Source organism: Gaoshiqia sp. US2 (assembly GCF_059705485.1).
The window spans coordinates 3,693,327-3,710,249 of the sequence record NZ_AP048550.1; the positions used below are offsets into that span (position 1 = coordinate 3,693,327).

General features: G+C 45.9%; 14 protein-coding genes. 4 read left to right on the forward strand and 10 right to left on the reverse strand.

The genetic code is table 11. The features are described from left to right. Positions 1-11: 11 nt before the first annotated feature. Entirely contained in the window at positions 12-998 is a 987-nt protein-coding gene (locus AC6H3C_RS14880) for a dihydroorotate dehydrogenase-like protein (protein ID WP_497516192.1), read from the reverse strand. A gap of 61 nt (positions 999-1,059) precedes the next feature. Then, positions 1,060-1,731 carry a YggS family pyridoxal phosphate-dependent enzyme gene (locus AC6H3C_RS14885; RefSeq protein WP_497516193.1) on the reverse strand — a complete coding sequence of 224 codons (672 nt, stop codon included), beginning with the start codon at positions 1,729-1,731 and terminating at the stop codon, positions 1,060-1,062. Positions 1,732-1,892: 161 nt separating this feature from the next. Here AC6H3C_RS14885 and AC6H3C_RS14890 point away from each other — a divergent pair, with 161 nt between their 5' ends. The 3 genes from AC6H3C_RS14890 to AC6H3C_RS14900 all read left to right on the forward strand — a co-directional run bounded on the left by AC6H3C_RS14890 (position 1,893) and on the right by AC6H3C_RS14900 (position 4,028). Then, the gene (locus AC6H3C_RS14890) at positions 1,893-2,834 is read left to right on the forward strand and encodes an aminodeoxychorismate synthase component I (protein ID WP_497516194.1); all 942 of its coding nucleotides are present in this window, start codon (positions 1,893-1,895) and stop codon (positions 2,832-2,834) included. Then, entirely contained in the window at positions 2,818-3,420 is a 603-nt protein-coding gene (locus AC6H3C_RS14895) for an aminotransferase class IV (RefSeq protein ID WP_497516195.1), read from the forward strand. The genes AC6H3C_RS14890 and AC6H3C_RS14895 overlap by 17 nt, the downstream gene beginning before the upstream one ends. Positions 3,421-3,623: 203 nt before the next feature. Beyond that, positions 3,624-4,028, forward strand: a complete 405-nt coding sequence (locus AC6H3C_RS14900; protein ID WP_497516196.1) for a hypothetical protein — start codon at positions 3,624-3,626, stop codon at positions 4,026-4,028. A gap of 71 nt (positions 4,029-4,099) precedes the next feature. On the opposite strand, the gene AC6H3C_RS14905 is transcribed toward AC6H3C_RS14900, so the two are convergent. The 5 genes from AC6H3C_RS14905 to gcvT form a co-directional block, all read right to left on the reverse strand. After that, the gene (locus AC6H3C_RS14905) at positions 4,100-5,350 is read right to left on the reverse strand and encodes a DUF1015 domain-containing protein (RefSeq protein WP_497516197.1); all 1,251 of its coding nucleotides are present in this window, start codon (positions 5,348-5,350) and stop codon (positions 4,100-4,102) included. Positions 5,351-5,367: 17 nt separating this feature from the next. Beyond that, positions 5,368-6,288 (reverse strand): NAD(P)-dependent oxidoreductase, encoded by a 921-nt coding sequence (locus tag AC6H3C_RS14910; RefSeq protein ID WP_497516198.1) that lies wholly within the window; start codon positions 6,286-6,288, stop codon positions 5,368-5,370. Positions 6,289-6,347: 59 nt separating this feature from the next. Then, positions 6,348-7,418, reverse strand: a complete 1,071-nt coding sequence (gene serC / locus AC6H3C_RS14915; RefSeq protein ID WP_497516199.1) for a 3-phosphoserine/phosphohydroxythreonine transaminase — start codon at positions 7,416-7,418, stop codon at positions 6,348-6,350. A 197-nt stretch (positions 7,419-7,615) separates the two neighbouring features. Next, on the reverse strand, positions 7,616-8,344 hold the full coding sequence (locus AC6H3C_RS14920) for a 2-phosphosulfolactate phosphatase (protein WP_497516200.1): 729 nt from the start codon (positions 8,342-8,344) through the stop codon (positions 7,616-7,618). 106 nt (positions 8,345-8,450) lie between these two features. Beyond that, positions 8,451-9,542: a glycine cleavage system aminomethyltransferase GcvT gene (gene gcvT / locus AC6H3C_RS14925; RefSeq protein ID WP_497516201.1), complete on the reverse strand. Its 1,092-nt coding sequence runs from the start codon at positions 9,540-9,542 to the stop codon at positions 8,451-8,453. Positions 9,543-9,720: 178 nt separating this feature from the next. Between gcvT and AC6H3C_RS14930 the strand changes: the two genes are divergently transcribed. Then, entirely contained in the window at positions 9,721-10,077 is a 357-nt protein-coding gene (locus tag AC6H3C_RS14930; RefSeq protein WP_497516202.1) for a hypothetical protein, read from the forward strand. Positions 10,078-10,174: 97 nt separating this feature from the next. On the opposite strand, the gene clpB is transcribed toward AC6H3C_RS14930, so the two are convergent. The 3 genes from clpB to AC6H3C_RS14945 form a co-directional block, all read right to left on the reverse strand. Continuing rightward, positions 10,175-12,763 carry an ATP-dependent chaperone ClpB gene (clpB, locus tag AC6H3C_RS14935; RefSeq protein WP_497516203.1) on the reverse strand — a complete coding sequence of 863 codons (2,589 nt, stop codon included), beginning with the start codon at positions 12,761-12,763 and terminating at the stop codon, positions 10,175-10,177. Positions 12,764-13,188: 425 nt separating this feature from the next. Beyond that, positions 13,189-14,340, reverse strand: coding sequence for an aldose epimerase family protein (locus AC6H3C_RS14940; protein ID WP_497516204.1), 1,152 nt, complete (start codon positions 14,338-14,340; stop codon positions 13,189-13,191). A gap of 54 nt (positions 14,341-14,394) precedes the next feature. Further along, entirely contained in the window at positions 14,395-16,884 is a 2,490-nt protein-coding gene (locus tag AC6H3C_RS14945) for a glutaminase family protein (protein WP_497516205.1), read from the reverse strand. Positions 16,885-16,923: the final 39 nt, after the last annotated feature.

Below are 16,923 nucleotides of genomic sequence, written 5' to 3' on the forward strand. Positions count from 1 at the left end.
GGTTTTATGCGTTAGATCTTATTCGAAAAATATTTCATAAACTGAGATCTTTCGTACAACATCGGATTTTCAATTTTCGCATAAGACAGTCTTCCCCTGAAGTCGTCGAGCTGTTTAAAGTTCCATTTACGCATAAATTTTTCCACATCTTTCAGCATACCATCGATCACCTGGGCCCCGTTGATGTAGATGGTCGAACACACCTGGGCCACCTGGGCCCCGGCCAGTAGTTGTTTGATTACGGCTTCCCCGTCGTGAATTCCGGTTGAAGCGGCAATTTCCAACTTAGGCAAGGCAGCGCTCACCAGGCCAACCCACCGCAGCGTACGGCGAATATCAGCAGGAACGCTGAATACCTCAGATGCCGACAGTTCGAGTTTGTCAAGATTGATATCCGGCTCATAAAAACGATTGAACATGGTAATACCCCGGGCGCCGTTCGCCATCAGTTTTTCGGCCATCGAAATCAGGTTGGTAAAATAAAAACCAACTTTTACCGACACCGGGATTTTTACTTCAGCGGTCACTTTATTTAAAACGTCGAGGTATAATTTTTCAATCGAGTCTGCGGATTCCTTTCTGCCGGTCGGGACAAAAAACAAGTTCAGTTCCAGCGCATCGGCGCCGGCTTCTTCAAATTCTTTGGCAAAACTTGTCCATTCTTTAGACGACACACAATTGATGCTGGCAATAACCGGAATACTGACTTCCTGTTTTGCTTGTTTCACCAAGGCTAAATGCGCTTCAACCGAATGCTGGCGTGTATAATTCCAGATATAATCCTCGGCTTCGGGGTATAAATTCTGCGGGTCTTTGTTGATTAAATGACTAACCTCGCTGTTAATCTGTTCTTCAAACAGCGATTTTAACACCACAGCCGCGGCTCCGGCTTCCTCCAACGCTTTAATCTTATCCACGCTCCCGGTCAGACCGGAACTGGCCACAACAATCGGGTTTTTCAGTTTCAGGCCCAAATAGGTCGTCTCAAGCTTTCCCATAATCTTATCAGTTAATTATCAATCTAAATTTATCCTAACATATCAAAATAAACCAACCGGCTTAGTCGTACTGCCGTTCGCCAAAAATGGAACTTCCTACCCGCACCATGGTGCTACCCTCCTCCACGGCAATCTGGTAATCGCCCGACATGCCCATTGAAATTTCAGAAAAAGAATCATGCCCGCCAAAAAAATCATGCTTAATCTGATTAAATATGTTTTTAAGCTGCTGAAATTCCTTTCTGATCTGCTGTTCATCTCCGGTAAAAGTCGCCATTCCCATGACCCCCCGGATCGTGACAAATTCAAGCGCGTCATATTCTTCCGAACTCAATAATTCGCGGGCTTCAGCCAAACTCAGTCCAAACTTTGTTTCTTCTTCGGCAATGTGAAATTGCAGCAAACAATCGATTTTCCGTTTGTTCTTCCGGCCTTCCTTGTCAATGGTCGTCAGCAGTTTTAACGAATCTACCCCGTGAATCAGCTGAACGAAAGGCGCAATATATTTCACCTTATTAGTTTGCAGATGCCCTATAAAGTGCCATTCAATATCGTTGGGCAATTCTTCGTATTTCTGCACCAGTTCCTGTACTTTATTCTCGCCAAAAACACGCTGTCCTCCCCGGTATGCTTCCAGAATATCACCGTTTGGTTTGGTTTTTGAAACAGCAACCAGGCAAACACCTTGCGGAAGTCCGCTTTTTATTTCTCTTATATGATCTGCAATTCCCATGAGTTTTCCGATTGAATTACAAAACTACAAAAGCACTTGAAAAAGACCGGCCATTTTAAAAGTTTTTTCCGGCTGCACCAGCCTTGGCTGAAAGCTTCTTCCGGCCTTTTTCTATCTTTGTTACGCTCATGAAACCAGATCGGCAACATATTATTTTAAAAATGAATGAATTGGGCAAAGCCAGACGCCCTTTCGTTTTTCTTATTGATTATGAATTTCAGCAAGCTTTGATTTACGAGTGGGAAGAAAGCAAAAAATATTTGCTATGGAAAACACCCAAATACCAAAACTTTGAACCGAAAAACAACGACGGAACCAAACTCCAATGGGATGTTGAGCCCGTTTCTTTCGACCGGTATCAAAAAGCCTTTGACCTGGTTCAGCATCACATCCATTACGGCGACAGCTTTTTATTAAACCTGACCCTGCCCAGCCAGGTAAAAACAAATCTGACGCCCGAAGAATTATTTTACCTCGGCAAGGCACCCTATCAGGTTTATTTAAAAGATAAATTTGTTTGCTTTTCGCCCGAAATATTTGTTCGGATTGAAAACCGGCAAATTTCGTCGTACCCGATGAAGGGCACCATTGACGCAAACATCCCGGATGCAGAAAACCGCCTGAAAACCAGCAAAAAAGAACTGGCCGAACACAATACGATTGTCGATCTTATCCGCAACGATCTCAGCCGGGTTGCCGGCCAGGTAAGTGTAAGCCGTTTTTGTTATATCGACAAAATCCGTTCGAACATGACTGACCTACTCCAAATGAGTTCGGAGATCACCGGGCTGTTGCCGGAAAATTATTACGAACAATTAGGCGATTTATTTGCGCGTTTACTCCCAGCCGGATCCATCAGCGGCGCTCCCAAGAAAAAAACAATCGAGATTATCAAAAAAGCCGAACAATATGAACGGGGATATTATACCGGCATTTTTGGTATTTTTGACGGAACCCGGGTTGACAGCTGCGTGCTGATCCGTTTTTTGGAAAAAGACGGGGACCAACTGATTTTTAAAAGCGGAGGAGGAATTACCCATTTGAGCCAATGCGAAGATGAATACCTCGAACTGATCAAAAAAATTTATGTGCCAATTGCTTGAAACCATCAAACTCGAAGACGGCTGCCTGTACAATATTGCCGGGCATAACCGCCGGATGAATGCGGCCCGCGCCGAATTATTTGACGGGATCGGAGCAATTGATCTGGCTGAAGTTATCCGGATTCCTGAAAAATGCCGTTCGGGCTTATACCGTTGCCGCGTTTTGTGCGGCCGCAATATTGAAAAAATAGAATTCATCAAACAAGTTCCCCGGAAATTTAACAAGTTAAAGGTCGTCAGGCACGACGAAATCGATTATCACCTGAAATTTGCTGACCGGAATATTTTAAACGATCTCTATTCCCAACGCGGGGATGCCAACGAAATCATTATCGTCAGGCGTGGACTGGTGACTGATTGTACCATCGGAAACCTGGTATTTTGGGACAAAAATCGATGGATTACGCCGGACAGCCCCTTGCTAAACGGCACCCAACGGCAATCGTTGCTCGAACAGAATTTAATCGTTGAAAAGAGAATTACCGAGGCTGATTTAGCTGCTTTCAGCCAAGCGGGTATTATTAATGTTTTTTACACTTTGGAAAATATGTCGGTCATTTCGGGAAAAAATATTTTCATTTTCTAAAAAAAGACTTGACTTAAATCCTGTTTTTCAATATTTTAACCAAAAGAAAGGAGAGCATGATCATTTTAGTTGCAATATTTTTGAGATAATGCTTTTCAACCTATTTTTTTATTGACTCATTTTTGTATTTTGCGACCAAATTAAAAACAATAAAAAAGATTGGCCAGAGCCTTACAGGCATTGACTTAATGGAGGATAACAATATGACACTCAGCAGTAAACCCAGGGTAATTAAAGATTACGAAAAACTTGACGACGAGATCAAAGAACAAATAAAATTAGAGTATCCCAATGGTTTTAGCCAACATCTGATCAGTTTCACCAATAAAGACGGTTTGTTGGTTAGCGCGCTGCCATTCGAAACAACCGATAAATATTACCTGGTCAGGATGACGACACAGGAAGCGATCGACATCATCAGCGATGATGAAGATTACGATGATGAAGGCATATTGAAAGAAGAATCCAGGGAAGCTTACGAAGATAAATACTCGGAAGAAATGGATATTCCGGATAACCTGGATGAGGAAGAAGATGATTCATCATACGACGATGACGACGATGATGACATGGATGATGATGAAGATATGGACGACGACGAAGACTAACTGTAATACAGGATAAAAAATAAACCCCGGGGAAATCTCTCCGGGGTTTATTATTATAGCGTGTTCTTCGCTTAACTCAGTTTATGAATAACCAGGCCCGACCGTAATTTAGGTTCAAACCAGGTGGTTTTTGGAGGCATAATATGGCCGGTATCGGCAATCGTGATCAATTGCTGCATCGATACGGGGAACAAGGCGAAAGCGACTTTCATTTCACCACTGTCCACCCGTTTTTTCAACTCGCCAAGTCCGCGGATTCCGCCTACAAAGTCAATGCGGTTGGAGGTACGCAAATCCTGAATGTCAAAGACCGGTTCCAGCACTTGTTTCGACAGAATGGTCACATCGAGCACACCTATCGGATCAGCATCATCAAAGGTTCCTTCTTTTGCGGTGAGGGCATACCAGTTTCCACCCAGATACATACTGAACTCGTGCAACGTCGACGGTTTATAAATCTCCGTTCCCTTCTTTTCGACAACAAATCCCCGGGTCAGTTTTTCAATCAGTTCTGCTTCGCTCAAACCATTCAGGTCTTTCACTACGCGGTTATAGTCGATAATTTGCAACTGGTTGTCGGGGAAATGCACGGCCATGAAATAATTATAGGATTCGTTTCCGGTATGATCCGGATTTTGAGCTTTCTTTTCCAAACCGATACGGGCTGCAGCCGCTGTCCGGTGATGGCCGTCGGCCACGTAGGTAAACGGCACTTTCGTTGCAAAAAGCTGTTCTATCCGGTCATTTACCTCCCGGTTATTGATGGTCCAGAAATGATGTCCAAAGCCATCTTCGGCAACAAAGTCATATTCCGGCTCCTGGTTTTTCACGATCGATTCAACAATGGCATCAATCTCAGGCACTGCCCGATACGAGAAAAATACCGGCTCAATGTTCGCGTTCAGGTAGCGGGTCAGGATCATCCGGTCTTCTTCCTTGTCGGGACGGGTTAACTCGTGTTTCTTAATGATGCCCTGGTGATAATCGTCGCATGCAGCAGCTCCGACAATCCCGTACTGTGTACGTCCGTTCATGGTTTGGGCATAAATGTAGAAACGAGCCTCTTCATCTTCAACCAACCAAGCCTTTTTCTGAAATAATTCAAAATTACCGACAGCCTTTTCATACACTGTTTCGGAATGAACATCTGTTCCTTCGGGACAATCAATTTCTGCACGGGTAATGTGCAGCAACGAATTTTCTTTACCTTCTGCCATTTGAGCAGCTTCCCTGGTGTTCATCACATCATACGGAAGACAAGCCAAAGTTTTGGCAATTTCCCGCGGAGGACGGAGTCCTTTAAATGCCTTTACGTTCGCCATAAATCAACTTTCAAATTTTATTTATTTACACGGAAGGTTTCATCACCTTTTTTTAAAAAAGCCACAATTTGTTCGGCTGCTGCCACACCTGCATTGGTATTTGCTTCTTCGGTTTGCGCCCCTATCTTTTTCGGAGTAAAATAATACCGGCCTTCAAACTTTTCTTTAAACACGGCAGAACAGTCCGGTTCGATATCCGACAAATATTTCACATCGGGCCGCTCTTCCATAAACCGGCAAAGGTCGGCCTCATTCACCACCTCTTTTCTGGCGGTGTTTACCAGTATCGCGTCTTTCTTCAAATGCTTCAGCACATCCATGCTCACAGAACCGATATGTTCGCCGCGGGCCGGAACATGAACAGAAACGATATCCGAAATGGCATATAATTCTTCGAGTGAACCGGTTACCTCAATCCCCTCGGAAGTGGCCTGCGCCTTGCTGAAACGTGTATAAACCTTCACGTCCATCCCAAAAGCACGGGCTATCCGGTGAACATTGCGGGCTACATAGCCGTAGCCATGCAAACCCAGTGTCCGGCCCCGAAGTTCGCCTCCCGACTTGCCGCCAAAAAACTCACGAATACCGTAAATGGCCAGTCCAATAGCGAGCTCGGCCACAGCATTTGAGTTTTGGCCGGGTGTGTTCATCACGACAATGTTTTTTTCTTTTGCATAGTTGGTGTCAACATTGTCGTAACCGGCGCCTGCGCGGACTACAATTTTTAAGTTTGTTCCCGCATCGAGCACCTCTTTATCCACGATATCGCTTCGGATAATGATGGCATCGGCCGTTTTTACCGCGTCAAGCAGCTCTGCTTTCGACCGGTATTTTTCCAACAAACCGAGCTGATAACCAGCCTGGCTGATAACAGCCGAAATTTTTTCAACCGCAATCCCTGCAAAAGGTTTGTCGGTTGCAATTAATACCCTTTTCATACCTTTTAGTTTAAAAAAAAGAAAGCAGGACCCCCATCCTGCTTTTCTTTTCATGCAGATTAATGATTCGCTTCAAATTCTTTCATCGCGTCAACCAGCGCCTGCACACTTTCAATAGGCAAAGCATTATACGTGGACGCCCTGAACCCGCCTACCGACCGGTGGCCTTTCAGCCCAACCATTCCTTTTGCAGTAGCAAAATCCAGGAATTCTTTTTCCAGTTCCTCATAACCCGGCGCCATGACAAAGGTAACGTTCATCCGGGAGCGGTCTTCAGGAGCAGGAACAGTAGGCACAAACAGTTTGTTGCGGTTCAGTTCGCCATAAAGTAATTCAGCTTTGGCAATATTTACTTTTTCCATGGCTTCCACGCCGCCATTCTCTTTCAACCATTTCAAAGTTTGCAGGCAAGCAAAAACAGCAACCGTTGAAGGCGTGTTAAACATGGATTCGTTTTTAATATGAACATCATAATCCAGCATGGTGGGGATAGTACGCCCGGCTTTACCCAGAACTTCATCCTTGACAATCACCAGCGTTGCGCCCGAGGGTCCCAGGTTTTTCTGCGCACCTGCATAAATCAGGTCATATTTGGCCACATCGATCGGACGACTGAAAATATCGGACGACATATCGGCAACCATTTGAACAGGCACATCGGGATCTGATTTGAGCTCGGTGCCGAAAATGGTGTTGTTTGTTGTAATGTGCAGGTAATCTGCATCGGCAGGCACATCGTACGTTTTCGGAATGTAATTGAAATTTTTATCTTTCGAAGAAGCAACTTCAATCACCTCGCCAATCAATTTGGCCTCTTTCATAGCCTTCGAAGCCCAAACACCGGTGTTCAGGTATGCAGCCTTTGATTTCAACAGGTTATACGGAACCATTAAAAACTGAAGGCTGGCGCCACCCTGTAAAAACAAGACGGAATAACCTTCGGGAACTTTCAGCAATTCTTTTACCAGTGCAATAGCCTCATCCATCACGGCAACAAACTCTTTACCGCGGTGGGAAACTTCCATGATAGAGAGTCCGGTGCCGGCAAAATCGAAGGTTGCTTCGGCTACTTTTTGTTTTGTATACTCGGGAAGAATAGAGGGTCCCGCATAAAAATTATGCTTCTTCATCGTATGTTATTTTAGGGTTAAAAATTATTTTTCATTTATGTCGATCCATATTCATCGGCCAAAATAAAGGGATTCGGGAATTTCTTTGCTGAGTTATATCAGCATCGGCCCCGAAAAACACTATTTTAAAAACATGCTTATAAAACAGGATATCAGTCTGATAGAAATCATTATTTCGTTCTGTTTTTTCGTCAAAGTTATGAAACCGGGACCAATTCTCCATCTTTATAAACAGGAATTACCGAAGTAAAATCAGCCTGATGACAAAATGCAATACAATCGTCCAAACCTTTGGCGGCCAGACGGCCTTTTTGGGCTGCTTTCAGTACATATTCATTCAGGTTTTTTTTGGCAATTGACCACAAATCGATTGAAGCCGTAACCGCATCGCAAATGGTTTCGTACTTTCCCGATTCCATGAGTTTTTCGGCAAGCGCTCCGGCAAAAACGGCATCTTCGAGGCTAAACCGGTCTTTCCACGAGGCGCAAAAAATAAGCACCGGCGAATCCTGGCGAATCAGCCAATTGCCAAGCGCCGTCAGGTTCAGGAACGAGCCGATCACCACGGCTTTTGAATGTGCCGCCATATGAATGCAGCGGGTTCCGTTTGTGGTGGAATACACAATTTCTTTTCCCTTTACCTGGTCGGCTGTAAAATTGAACGGTGAGTTTCCAAAATCAGCAAAATCGAGCACGTAGCCATCACGCTCGGACGCCACCATATAACCTTCTTCCTTTTTCTGACGGGCTTCGTCGACTGTTGACACCGGTATAATGCGGAGCACCCCATTGTGAAAGGCCGTACAAATGGCTGAGGTGGCCCGGAGAATATCGACAATAACCACAATATTCGCGTCATCGGCATGCTTTGGGTAAATTGCAGGAGAAAAGCAGGTTTCCAAACGAAACTTGGTGTTCTTCATCATCAGTGAATCTGAAATTTTGCCTTCAAAGATAATCGTTCGGCTACAATAAAAAAACCCGCCAACACAATTGACGGGTTTCAGGCTTAGTAAGTTGTAAGATCCCCCTTTATTGCGGACTTACAAATGGTATTTTTACAATCTTTGCTTTCAGCAATTTGTTTCTCACTTTTACATAAACTTCGGTGCCAATAGCCGAATAGGCTTTAGAGATATAGCCCATTCCGATACCCAGATTCAGCACGGGCGACTGGGTACCCGAGGTGACCAGACCAATTGGGTTACCGTTCTCATCGGTCAGTTCATAACCATGTCGCGGAATACCCCGGTCGATCATTTCAAATCCGCGAAGTTTACGGCTTACCCCTTCCGATTTCTGCATCAGCAACAAATCTTTGTCAATAAATCCGTTCTTCTCGTTAAACTTGGTAATCCATCCCAGCCCTGCTTCGATGGGCGAAGTGGTGTCATCAATATCATTTCCGTATAAGCAATAACCCATCTCGAGGCGGAGGGTATCGCGGGCTCCCAGCCCGATTGGTTTTATGCCGTATTCGGCGCCTGCTTCAAAAAGATCCCGGTAAATTTTCTCCGCCTGTTCGTTTGGAAAATAAAGCTCAAAACCGCCTGCACCCGTATACCCGGTGGCTGAAATAATCACTCCGCCGAAGCCGGCAAAGCGGCCGGTAACAAACGAGTAATACCTGATCTCATCCAGGCGTACATCGGTTAGTTTTTGCAGAACGTTGGTCGCTTTTGGCCCCTGAATGGCCAGTTGGCTGATTTGATCGGAAGCATTTTCGAGCCTTGCGCCAAATTTATTTTGAGAAACGATCCAATTCCAGTCTTTTTCGATATTCGCCGCATTTACAACCAGCATATATTTATCAGGTTCGAAATAGTAAACCAGCAAATCGTCGACAATACCTCCTTTTCCGTTGGGAAAACAGGAATACTGGGCTTGTCCGGGCCTGAGAACCGAAATATCGTTGCTGGTCACATACTGAACCAATTCGGCCGCATGAGGGCCTGTCACCCAAAATTCGCCCATATGAGACACATCAAAAACCCCTACCCCATTTCGTACGGTCAGGTGTTCGTCCTTGATTCCGCTGAATTCAACAGGCATTTCAAAGCCCGCAAATTCGACCATTTTACCCCCGACGTTTTTATGAATCTGATTAAATGCAGTCGTTTTCATCAATTAAACTTTGAATTTGTAAAAATAGAGCTACAAATATCATAAAATCATGAAAAAAGTCATCTAACAAGTCGCGATTGTTTTTTAAGCTGATAAATCTGATCAGGATAATCGTGCCAATTTATCAACATGATTACTTTTTTTATTATACTTGCATACCGAATAATTACAAAAAAAAATGGGAAATCAAAGATTAACCGACCTAAGTTATTTACAAGAGGTAACCGGAGGAGAAAGTGAAATCATCAAAGAATTCATCGAACTGTTTTTAGGGCAAATCGAGGAATTCAGAACCGGTTTGACTACCTGTTTCGAAAATCAGCAATGGAAAGAACTTGGTGAACTTGCCCATAAAGCAAAAGCATCGGTGATGACTTTCGGACTGAACGATTTAGGTGTCAGCCTCAAACAGCTTCAGTTAAAAACCCAGCAATTGGCCGAAATTGAAACTTACGCCGACCATTTGGCCGAGTTTGAAAAAATCATTTCGATCGCCGAAAACGAATTGCTGGAAGATTTGAAAAATTTGAATTAAGGAGCCAGCCCAAAAGTACCTGAAAACAAACACTCATCCGGTTCGGCAATGAGCGGGGTCTGTTTGTGCGATCCATTCAGTCTGGCTCCTCTTATCCTTAGTTGGCCGTAAACTTCAATTCATCATCTTCCACATCAATCCGGATTGTCTGGTCGACACCAAGATTTCCGGAAAGGATTTGTTTAGACAGTTCGTTCAGCACATAACGTTGCAATAAACGGTTTACCGGGCGTGCGCCATGTTGCGGGTCGTAGCCTACCGTCGCCAGCCAGTTAACCACCCGATCGGTCATTTCCAGTTTCAGGTTTTGGCTTGCCATCCGTTTTACAATCCGGTCGAACTGGATCAAAACAATTTCTTTCATATTTTCACGGCTTAGCGGGGTAAACATAATGGTTTCGTCAATCCGGTTCAGAAATTCGGGCCGGATTGTTTTACGAAGCAATTCGAAAACCGCTTTTCGCACCTGTTCGAATACTTCGCCGCTGTTACGTTCATTCACCTGTTCAAAACCTTCCTGAATCAGATGAGAGCCCAGGTTGGAGGTCATAATGATGATCGTATTTTTGAAGTTGACCACCCGTCCTTTATTATCCGTCAAACGGCCGTCGTCCAATACCTGTAACAAAACATTGAATACGTCGGGATGGGCTTTTTCAATTTCATCGAATAACACCACCGAATAAGGTTTTCGCCGGACGGCCTCGGTTAATTGTCCGCCTTCTTCGTAACCGACATATCCCGGCGGAGAGCCAATGAGCCGGGTAACCGAGAATTTTTCCTGGTATTCCGACATGTCAATCCGGGTCATCATGTTCTCATCGTCGAACAGATATTCAGCCAGGGCCTTCGCCAGTTCTGTTTTCCCCACGCCGGTGGTTCCCAGAAAGATAAACGACCCGATTGGCCTTTTTTCATCCTGCAAGCCGGCCCGGCTTCGTCTGACAGCATCAGACACCGCCCGGATGGCTTCATCCTGGCCAACCACCCGTTTGTGTAATTCTTCCTCAAGATGCAACAATTTTTCCCGTTCGCTCTGCATCATCTTCGACACCGGAATACCGGTCCAACGGGCAACCACGCCGGCAATATCCTCCGAATCCACTTCTTCTTTGATCAGCGAATCACCCTGAACAGACTGCAATTCTTTTTGCAGGCGGACAATTTTTTCTTCGGCCTCTTTGATTTTTCCGTACCTGATCTCGGCCACCCGTCCGTAATCGCCCGAGCGCTCGGCCTGTTCGGCTTCGAACTTGAGGTTTTCGATCTCCGTTTTATTTTGCTGAATCCCGTCAATCAATGATTTCTCGAGTTCCCACTGCGCCCGGTACCGCGACTGTTCTTCTTTCAGATTGGCAATTTCTTCGTTTAGCGAGGCCAGTTTCAGTTCGTCTTTTTCACGTTTAATCGCCTCCCGTTCAATTTCAAGCTGTTTGATTTTACGTTCAATCTCGTCCAGTTCTTCCGGAACCGAATCCATTTCAAGCCGAAGTTTAGCAGCGGCCTCATCCATCAGGTCAATGGCCTTATCGGGCAAAAAGCGATCTGAAATATAGCGCTGAGACAGCTCCACGGCTGCAATTATCGCGTTATCTTTAATCCGCACCCGGTGGTGGGTTTCGTAACGTTCTTTCAGGCCCCTTAAGATTGAAATGGCGCTCAGGGTATCCGGTTCATCTACCATGACGATTTGAAAACGCCGTTCCAGCGCTTTATCTTTTTCAAAGTATTTTTGATATTCGTCGAGGGTGGTGGCGCCAATAGCGCGCAATTCTCCCCGGGCCAGGGCCGGTTTCAGAATATTGGCCGCATCCATGGCTCCTTCGCTTTTGCCGGCTCCTACCAACGTATGTATTTCATCGATAAACAAAATCACTTCACCGTTGGCCTTAATCACTTCATTGACCACGGCCTTCAGGCGTTCTTCAAATTCGCCCTTGTATTTGGCGCCGGCAATCAGTGCGCCCATGTCGAGCGAAAACAATTGTTTCGTTTTCAGGTTTTCGGGCACGTCGCCGCGTACAATCCGGTGAGCCAATCCTTCGGCAATCGCTGTTTTGCCGGTTCCGGGCGCTCCGATCAGAACCGGGTTGTTTTTTGTTCTTCGGGAAAGGATCTGCAAAAGCCGGCGAATTTCTTCATCCCGTCCAATCACCGGGTCAAGCTTTCCGTTTTGCGCGCGTTCGTTCAAATTAATGGCAAACCGGTTTAACGAGTTAAACTGATCTTCGGCAGTCTGGCTTTCCACCTTCGCCCCTTTGCGCAGGTCGGCAACTGCCGCTTCCAAGTCCTTGCGGGTGATGCCGTTGTCTTTCATCAGGCCCGAAACCGGATCGCCGGTTTCGAGCAGGGCCAGCAAAATATGCTCAACCGACACAAACTGATCGCCCATTTTCCGGGAAATGTCGGTCGATTTTTGCAGGGCTTTGTTGGTATCTCCCGACAAGTATTGTTCTCCGCCCGAAACCTTCGGGTAAGTATCGACTATGCGGTCGAGGGCCTGTTGAAAAACCGGAAGATTGACGCCGAGTTTCTTTAACAGATAACCGGTCACATTACCGGCGGCATACAACAAACCTTTCAGCACATGGCCGTTTTCTATGGCCTGCTGTTGTTTACCACTGGCTATTTCGAAAGCATGTTGTAATGCTTCCTGCGATTTAATGGTGAAATGATTAAAGTTCATCGTTTTCCTCCTTCATTGCTTCATTTATTCATTATAGCCGTCAACCGGCAGAATCATAAGTTGACGGTTCTCTTTTCATTTCAAATAATCAGCCACAGAAGAAAAACGGGAAACAAAAAGACAAAATGTCTGATGATCAGAAATTAACCTGAAAATTATTCAGGATAACGAAGCTGCCGAGGAATTTCTGACAGGAGATTTAAACAAAAAAGGATGGGGGGCACCATCCTTTTTCTAACTCAACCAAACTTATTCTATGAAAAAAATTATGTATGTAACACTACTTTCTTGCTGAAACAAAGATAAGGCAAACAATCGTTAAGAAGCCAAAAGTAAGGTTAACGAAAGTTAATAGTCAAGGTTTTGGCCTTACAACAAGTATGTTCGTGTTCTGTCAATTCTTTCCGGTTTGTATACTGCCGCTATTATTTTACAATACTGAACTGATAAACAGAACTGGTCTGATATACTTCGCCCGGGTGAAGTATTACCGACGGAAATTGCTCCTGGTTGGGTGAATCGGGAAGATGTTGCGTTTCCAGGGCAAATGATTCGCGAAAATTGAATGTTTTCCCGTACTTGCCAACATCAGAACCATCCATAAAATTACCCCCGTAAAACTGCAATGCGGGCTCTTGGGTGAAAACTTCCATTTTACGTCCGCTGTTTGGCTCCACTACAACCGCCGCCAGAGTCATTTGTCCCGGTTGCGACTGATTTAGCACGAAGTTATGATCGTAGCCCAGGCCATTCTTTAGTTGTTCGTTTTCTGCCTGTAGATGCAGATCCTGCCCGATTGGTTTGGCTGTTCTGAAATCGAACGGAGTTCCTTCCACCGGAGCATTTTCTCCGAAAGGAATCAAAGTTGAATCAACCGGCGTGTAATAATCGGCATTTATCATTAACAAATGGTCGTTTATCGTTCCGCCGGCTTCGCCAGCCAGGTTAAAGAACGCGTGGTTTGTGAGATTTACCGGTGTGCTTTTGTCGGTGGTCGCCCGGTAATCTATTTTCACTTCATTTTTTGAAGTCAGCGTATATTTCACCTCCACAGTTAAGTTACCGGGGTATCCCATCTCGCCGTCAACCGAAAGATAGGCCAACACCACCGACGAATCGGTGACCGTCGTCACCTCCCACACTACGTTGTGAAAGCCGCCCGGGCCTCCATGTAAATGGTTGACGCCGTTATTCAGGGGCAGGCTGTATTCCTCGCCGTTCAGGTGAAACTTACCACGGGCAATCCGGTTTCCCACGCGACCGATCAGCGCCCCGTGAAAAACTTCGTTTGCATTGAGGTAGCCGCCGATGCTGCTGAAGCCGTGAACGACGTCGGCCATTTCGCCATTCTTACCGGGTACGCAAAGCGCCACAATCCTTCCCCCGTAATTGGTAATCGCCACCGAAAGATCTCCATTTTGCAGAAAATACAAATTGGTTTGCTTCCCGTTGATGATGGTCTGAAAATCCTCAGCTTTCAGATTGATACAACTCTCTTTTTTATCTTTCTGTTCGCTGCAACCAACCAGGTACAAACCGGCCACTGCTATGATGAACAAAAATTTCAGGTATTTCATAATTGATGTAATTTTATTCAACAAGGGTTAGACTTTTGATCAGGTTTATTTTTTTCAATTTTCCAGCAATTTAATAAAATATCCGCCCACTACCGAACGAGCCTGAAAACCAACTTGCTTGGCATCGGGGGTTTCGTACCAGTCGCTCATCGGAACCCGGTCGGGCGTTTCGCTGACAAAAGCATGGAGCGGGTCGATAAACTGCCGGAAAGTTTCCTTGTCACTGGCCAGAGTAGCTGTCCAAACAATCCAGTCGCTTTTGGTGTAGGTCCGTCGGTTATCGAGCGGGAGACCGTATTTATTTTGTTTGGTCAGGTAATACGCGATTTCGGTTTGGGCCACTTCTGCGGGGAAGATATCCAGCTTCAGCAGTTTATCCCACACCAGGTTATACTTTTGACTCCAGGTTCCGGGCTGATCGAATGTCAACCGGTAATGGTCGCCGTCATCGGCCATCGTCATCCATTCCTGCGCCATGCGCCGGGCTTCGGACGTGTATTTTTCAGCTATTTCTTCTTTACCCAGCATTTTTGCCAACCGACCGTATCCGGCAATGCCCATGATGGCTTTGACCGACAGGTTGGTATTGTGGGCAAAGTGTCCGGCAAAGTCGTCGGTACACAACTGGTTTTCGGGGTCAAGCCCGTTTTCGAGCAGGTAGTTTGCCCAGGTTGTCAAAGCATCCCAGTGTGCAGCGGCATAATCGGCATTTCCCTCCATCGCAGCAATCGCCGTGTTTAAAATCAGCATATTGCCGCTTTCTTCAACAGGCATGTCGCCCCCGTAGGTTTGGCCGTTGGCCAGCGGATAGGTTCCCACATCGTGCGCTGCAAAAGGCTTGGTCCATTTTCCGCTTTCAGAATAATAGAAAATCGGGTTCAGCATCCCTTTCAACAGATCCGGGTTATATCTAAGATAAAGCGGCGCCGACGGGTAAGTAACATCCACGGTACCATTGGAGCCGTTGCTGAAATTTTCTTTCGATAAAAACAGAATATTTCCCTGTGTGTCTTTCACCAGTTTGTGGGCTGCAACCGACTGACGGAAAGCCAGCACGCACAGGTCGGCATAGTTTTTACCACCTGCTTCAAGCGTTTCGTTCCACAGTTGGTTGTCGAATTTGGCACAGCGGCTCATTACCTCCTTATATTCTGCCGAAGCAGCCTGCAAAGCATCGCTTATACTTACTGTTCCGTTATTGGTCCACCAGCCTTTCAGGTTGTCTCCAAAATACCGGATCGACTCCACATCGTCGTAAGCCAGCATGAGGTAACCGTTTGCCGGTTGCGCCGAAACGGATCCTATATTTTCAACAAAAACCATCGCCGGCATCGAGCTGTTTGGCTTGCCCACTATTTTGCCGTCGCTATCAACAGTTCCTTTTTCGGCAAACGCGGCTTTCGTTTGAAAGTATTCACCTATACCCACTGACGATTTTGCACTTTGATTGGCTGCTAAATAAAAATAGCCCCAATCGATCCGGATATCGTCACCGCCCTTGCCCAAAACCGGCTGTTCGGTGGTCCCGGCTTTCGCATAACGAATGTTGCCGATCTGCCCTTTTGTAACTTCCACCTCCTGGGTGGGTTCGTTCACAGCCCACTCAGGCGTGCCTTCGAAGTAGATTTGCACATCGTGCGGGTTGCCGTCGGTAGCAACCACTTCATAGTTAATATAATTCACCGGGCGCGATAAAAGATTCAGATCTTCGGGCAACAGGGGCGATACAAACTGCAACTTCAGATCAACCGGACCGCAGCTAAAGTGATAATGCGTTTGGGTGGCTGACAGGGAAACCTGATTTTGAATGGCCGGCCGGGCAAAAATCTCTTTGCGGTCACTTTCTGTATAAATCCCAAAATCAACATAAGCCAGGCCTCCCCGATCGTAACAATGAGCGGCAATGACATTTTTGCCACCACTGTTTAGCCATGATGCGTCTATCTTCAGCACCACATTTCTTTTGGCCCGGTTACCGGTATTAACGATCTCTTTTCCGTTCAGAAAAAGTTCGAAATCATCATCGTGCGAATAGACCAGAAAAAGATCTGCTGCCGGTGAAATTTCGGGCAGGTCAAACTCCCGGCGAACCCAAATTTCTTTGGTGTCCCAAACCGTGTTGGCAACCTGGTGACCGGCTGTTCCAAAGGCTCCTTGGCCGGTTAACCATTTCCCGTCGTTAAAGCCAGCTTGTTCCCATCCGTCTCCGGGAGTTTTCAGGCTATATTTCCCGTCCCATTTTTCTTCGACGGCCATTGGTAACAAGGTTTTTAAGGGGATATCCTCTTTCCCGAGGAAACGGTAAACCTCGCCGTCGACCCGGATGGCCCCAATGAGGGAATGGGTTCTCCCGGTCCAGTGGCTCACCGGCCGGTCAAAAAGCCGGTCGGACATTGACCAGGCAGATGTGTACGGATCAATCGTGATCAGCGGATAAGCCGGAGCACGAAGTTCGGTAGTGATTGTTTCCGGACTTGTTTCAGCCGCCGGTTGGCACGACTGGAGCATAAAGCCAGCCAATGAAAAACACAAAACTCTCAACACTAGTGTCTATTAATTTTTGTTAAAATGCCTCATATCTGT

Coding starts and splice junctions, on each gene's coding strand:
- AC6H3C_RS14880 (WP_497516192.1), bottom strand. CDS start 998: ATGGGAAAGCTTGAGACGACCTATTTGGGCCTGAAACTGAAAAACCCG.
- AC6H3C_RS14885 (WP_497516193.1), bottom strand. CDS start 1,731: ATGGGAATTGCAGATCATATAAGAGAAATAAAAAGCGGACTTCCGCAA.
- AC6H3C_RS14890 (WP_497516194.1), top strand. CDS start 1,893: ATGAATGAATTGGGCAAAGCCAGACGCCCTTTCGTTTTTCTTATTGAT.
- AC6H3C_RS14895 (WP_497516195.1), top strand. CDS start 2,818: ATGTGCCAATTGCTTGAAACCATCAAACTCGAAGACGGCTGCCTGTAC.
- AC6H3C_RS14900 (WP_497516196.1), top strand. CDS start 3,624: ATGACACTCAGCAGTAAACCCAGGGTAATTAAAGATTACGAAAAACTT.
- AC6H3C_RS14905 (WP_497516197.1), bottom strand. CDS start 5,350: ATGGCGAACGTAAAGGCATTTAAAGGACTCCGTCCTCCGCGGGAAATT.
- AC6H3C_RS14910 (WP_497516198.1), bottom strand. CDS start 6,288: ATGAAAAGGGTATTAATTGCAACCGACAAACCTTTTGCAGGGATTGCG.
- serC (WP_497516199.1), bottom strand. CDS start 7,418: ATGAAGAAGCATAATTTTTATGCGGGACCCTCTATTCTTCCCGAGTAT.
- AC6H3C_RS14920 (WP_497516200.1), bottom strand. CDS start 8,344: ATGATGAAGAACACCAAGTTTCGTTTGGAAACCTGCTTTTCTCCTGCA.
- gcvT (WP_497516201.1), bottom strand. CDS start 9,542: ATGAAAACGACTGCATTTAATCAGATTCATAAAAACGTCGGGGGTAAA.
- AC6H3C_RS14930 (WP_497516202.1), top strand. CDS start 9,721: ATGGGAAATCAAAGATTAACCGACCTAAGTTATTTACAAGAGGTAACC.
- clpB (WP_497516203.1), bottom strand. CDS start 12,763: ATGAACTTTAATCATTTCACCATTAAATCGCAGGAAGCATTACAACAT.
- AC6H3C_RS14940 (WP_497516204.1), bottom strand. CDS start 14,340: ATGAAATACCTGAAATTTTTGTTCATCATAGCAGTGGCCGGTTTGTAC.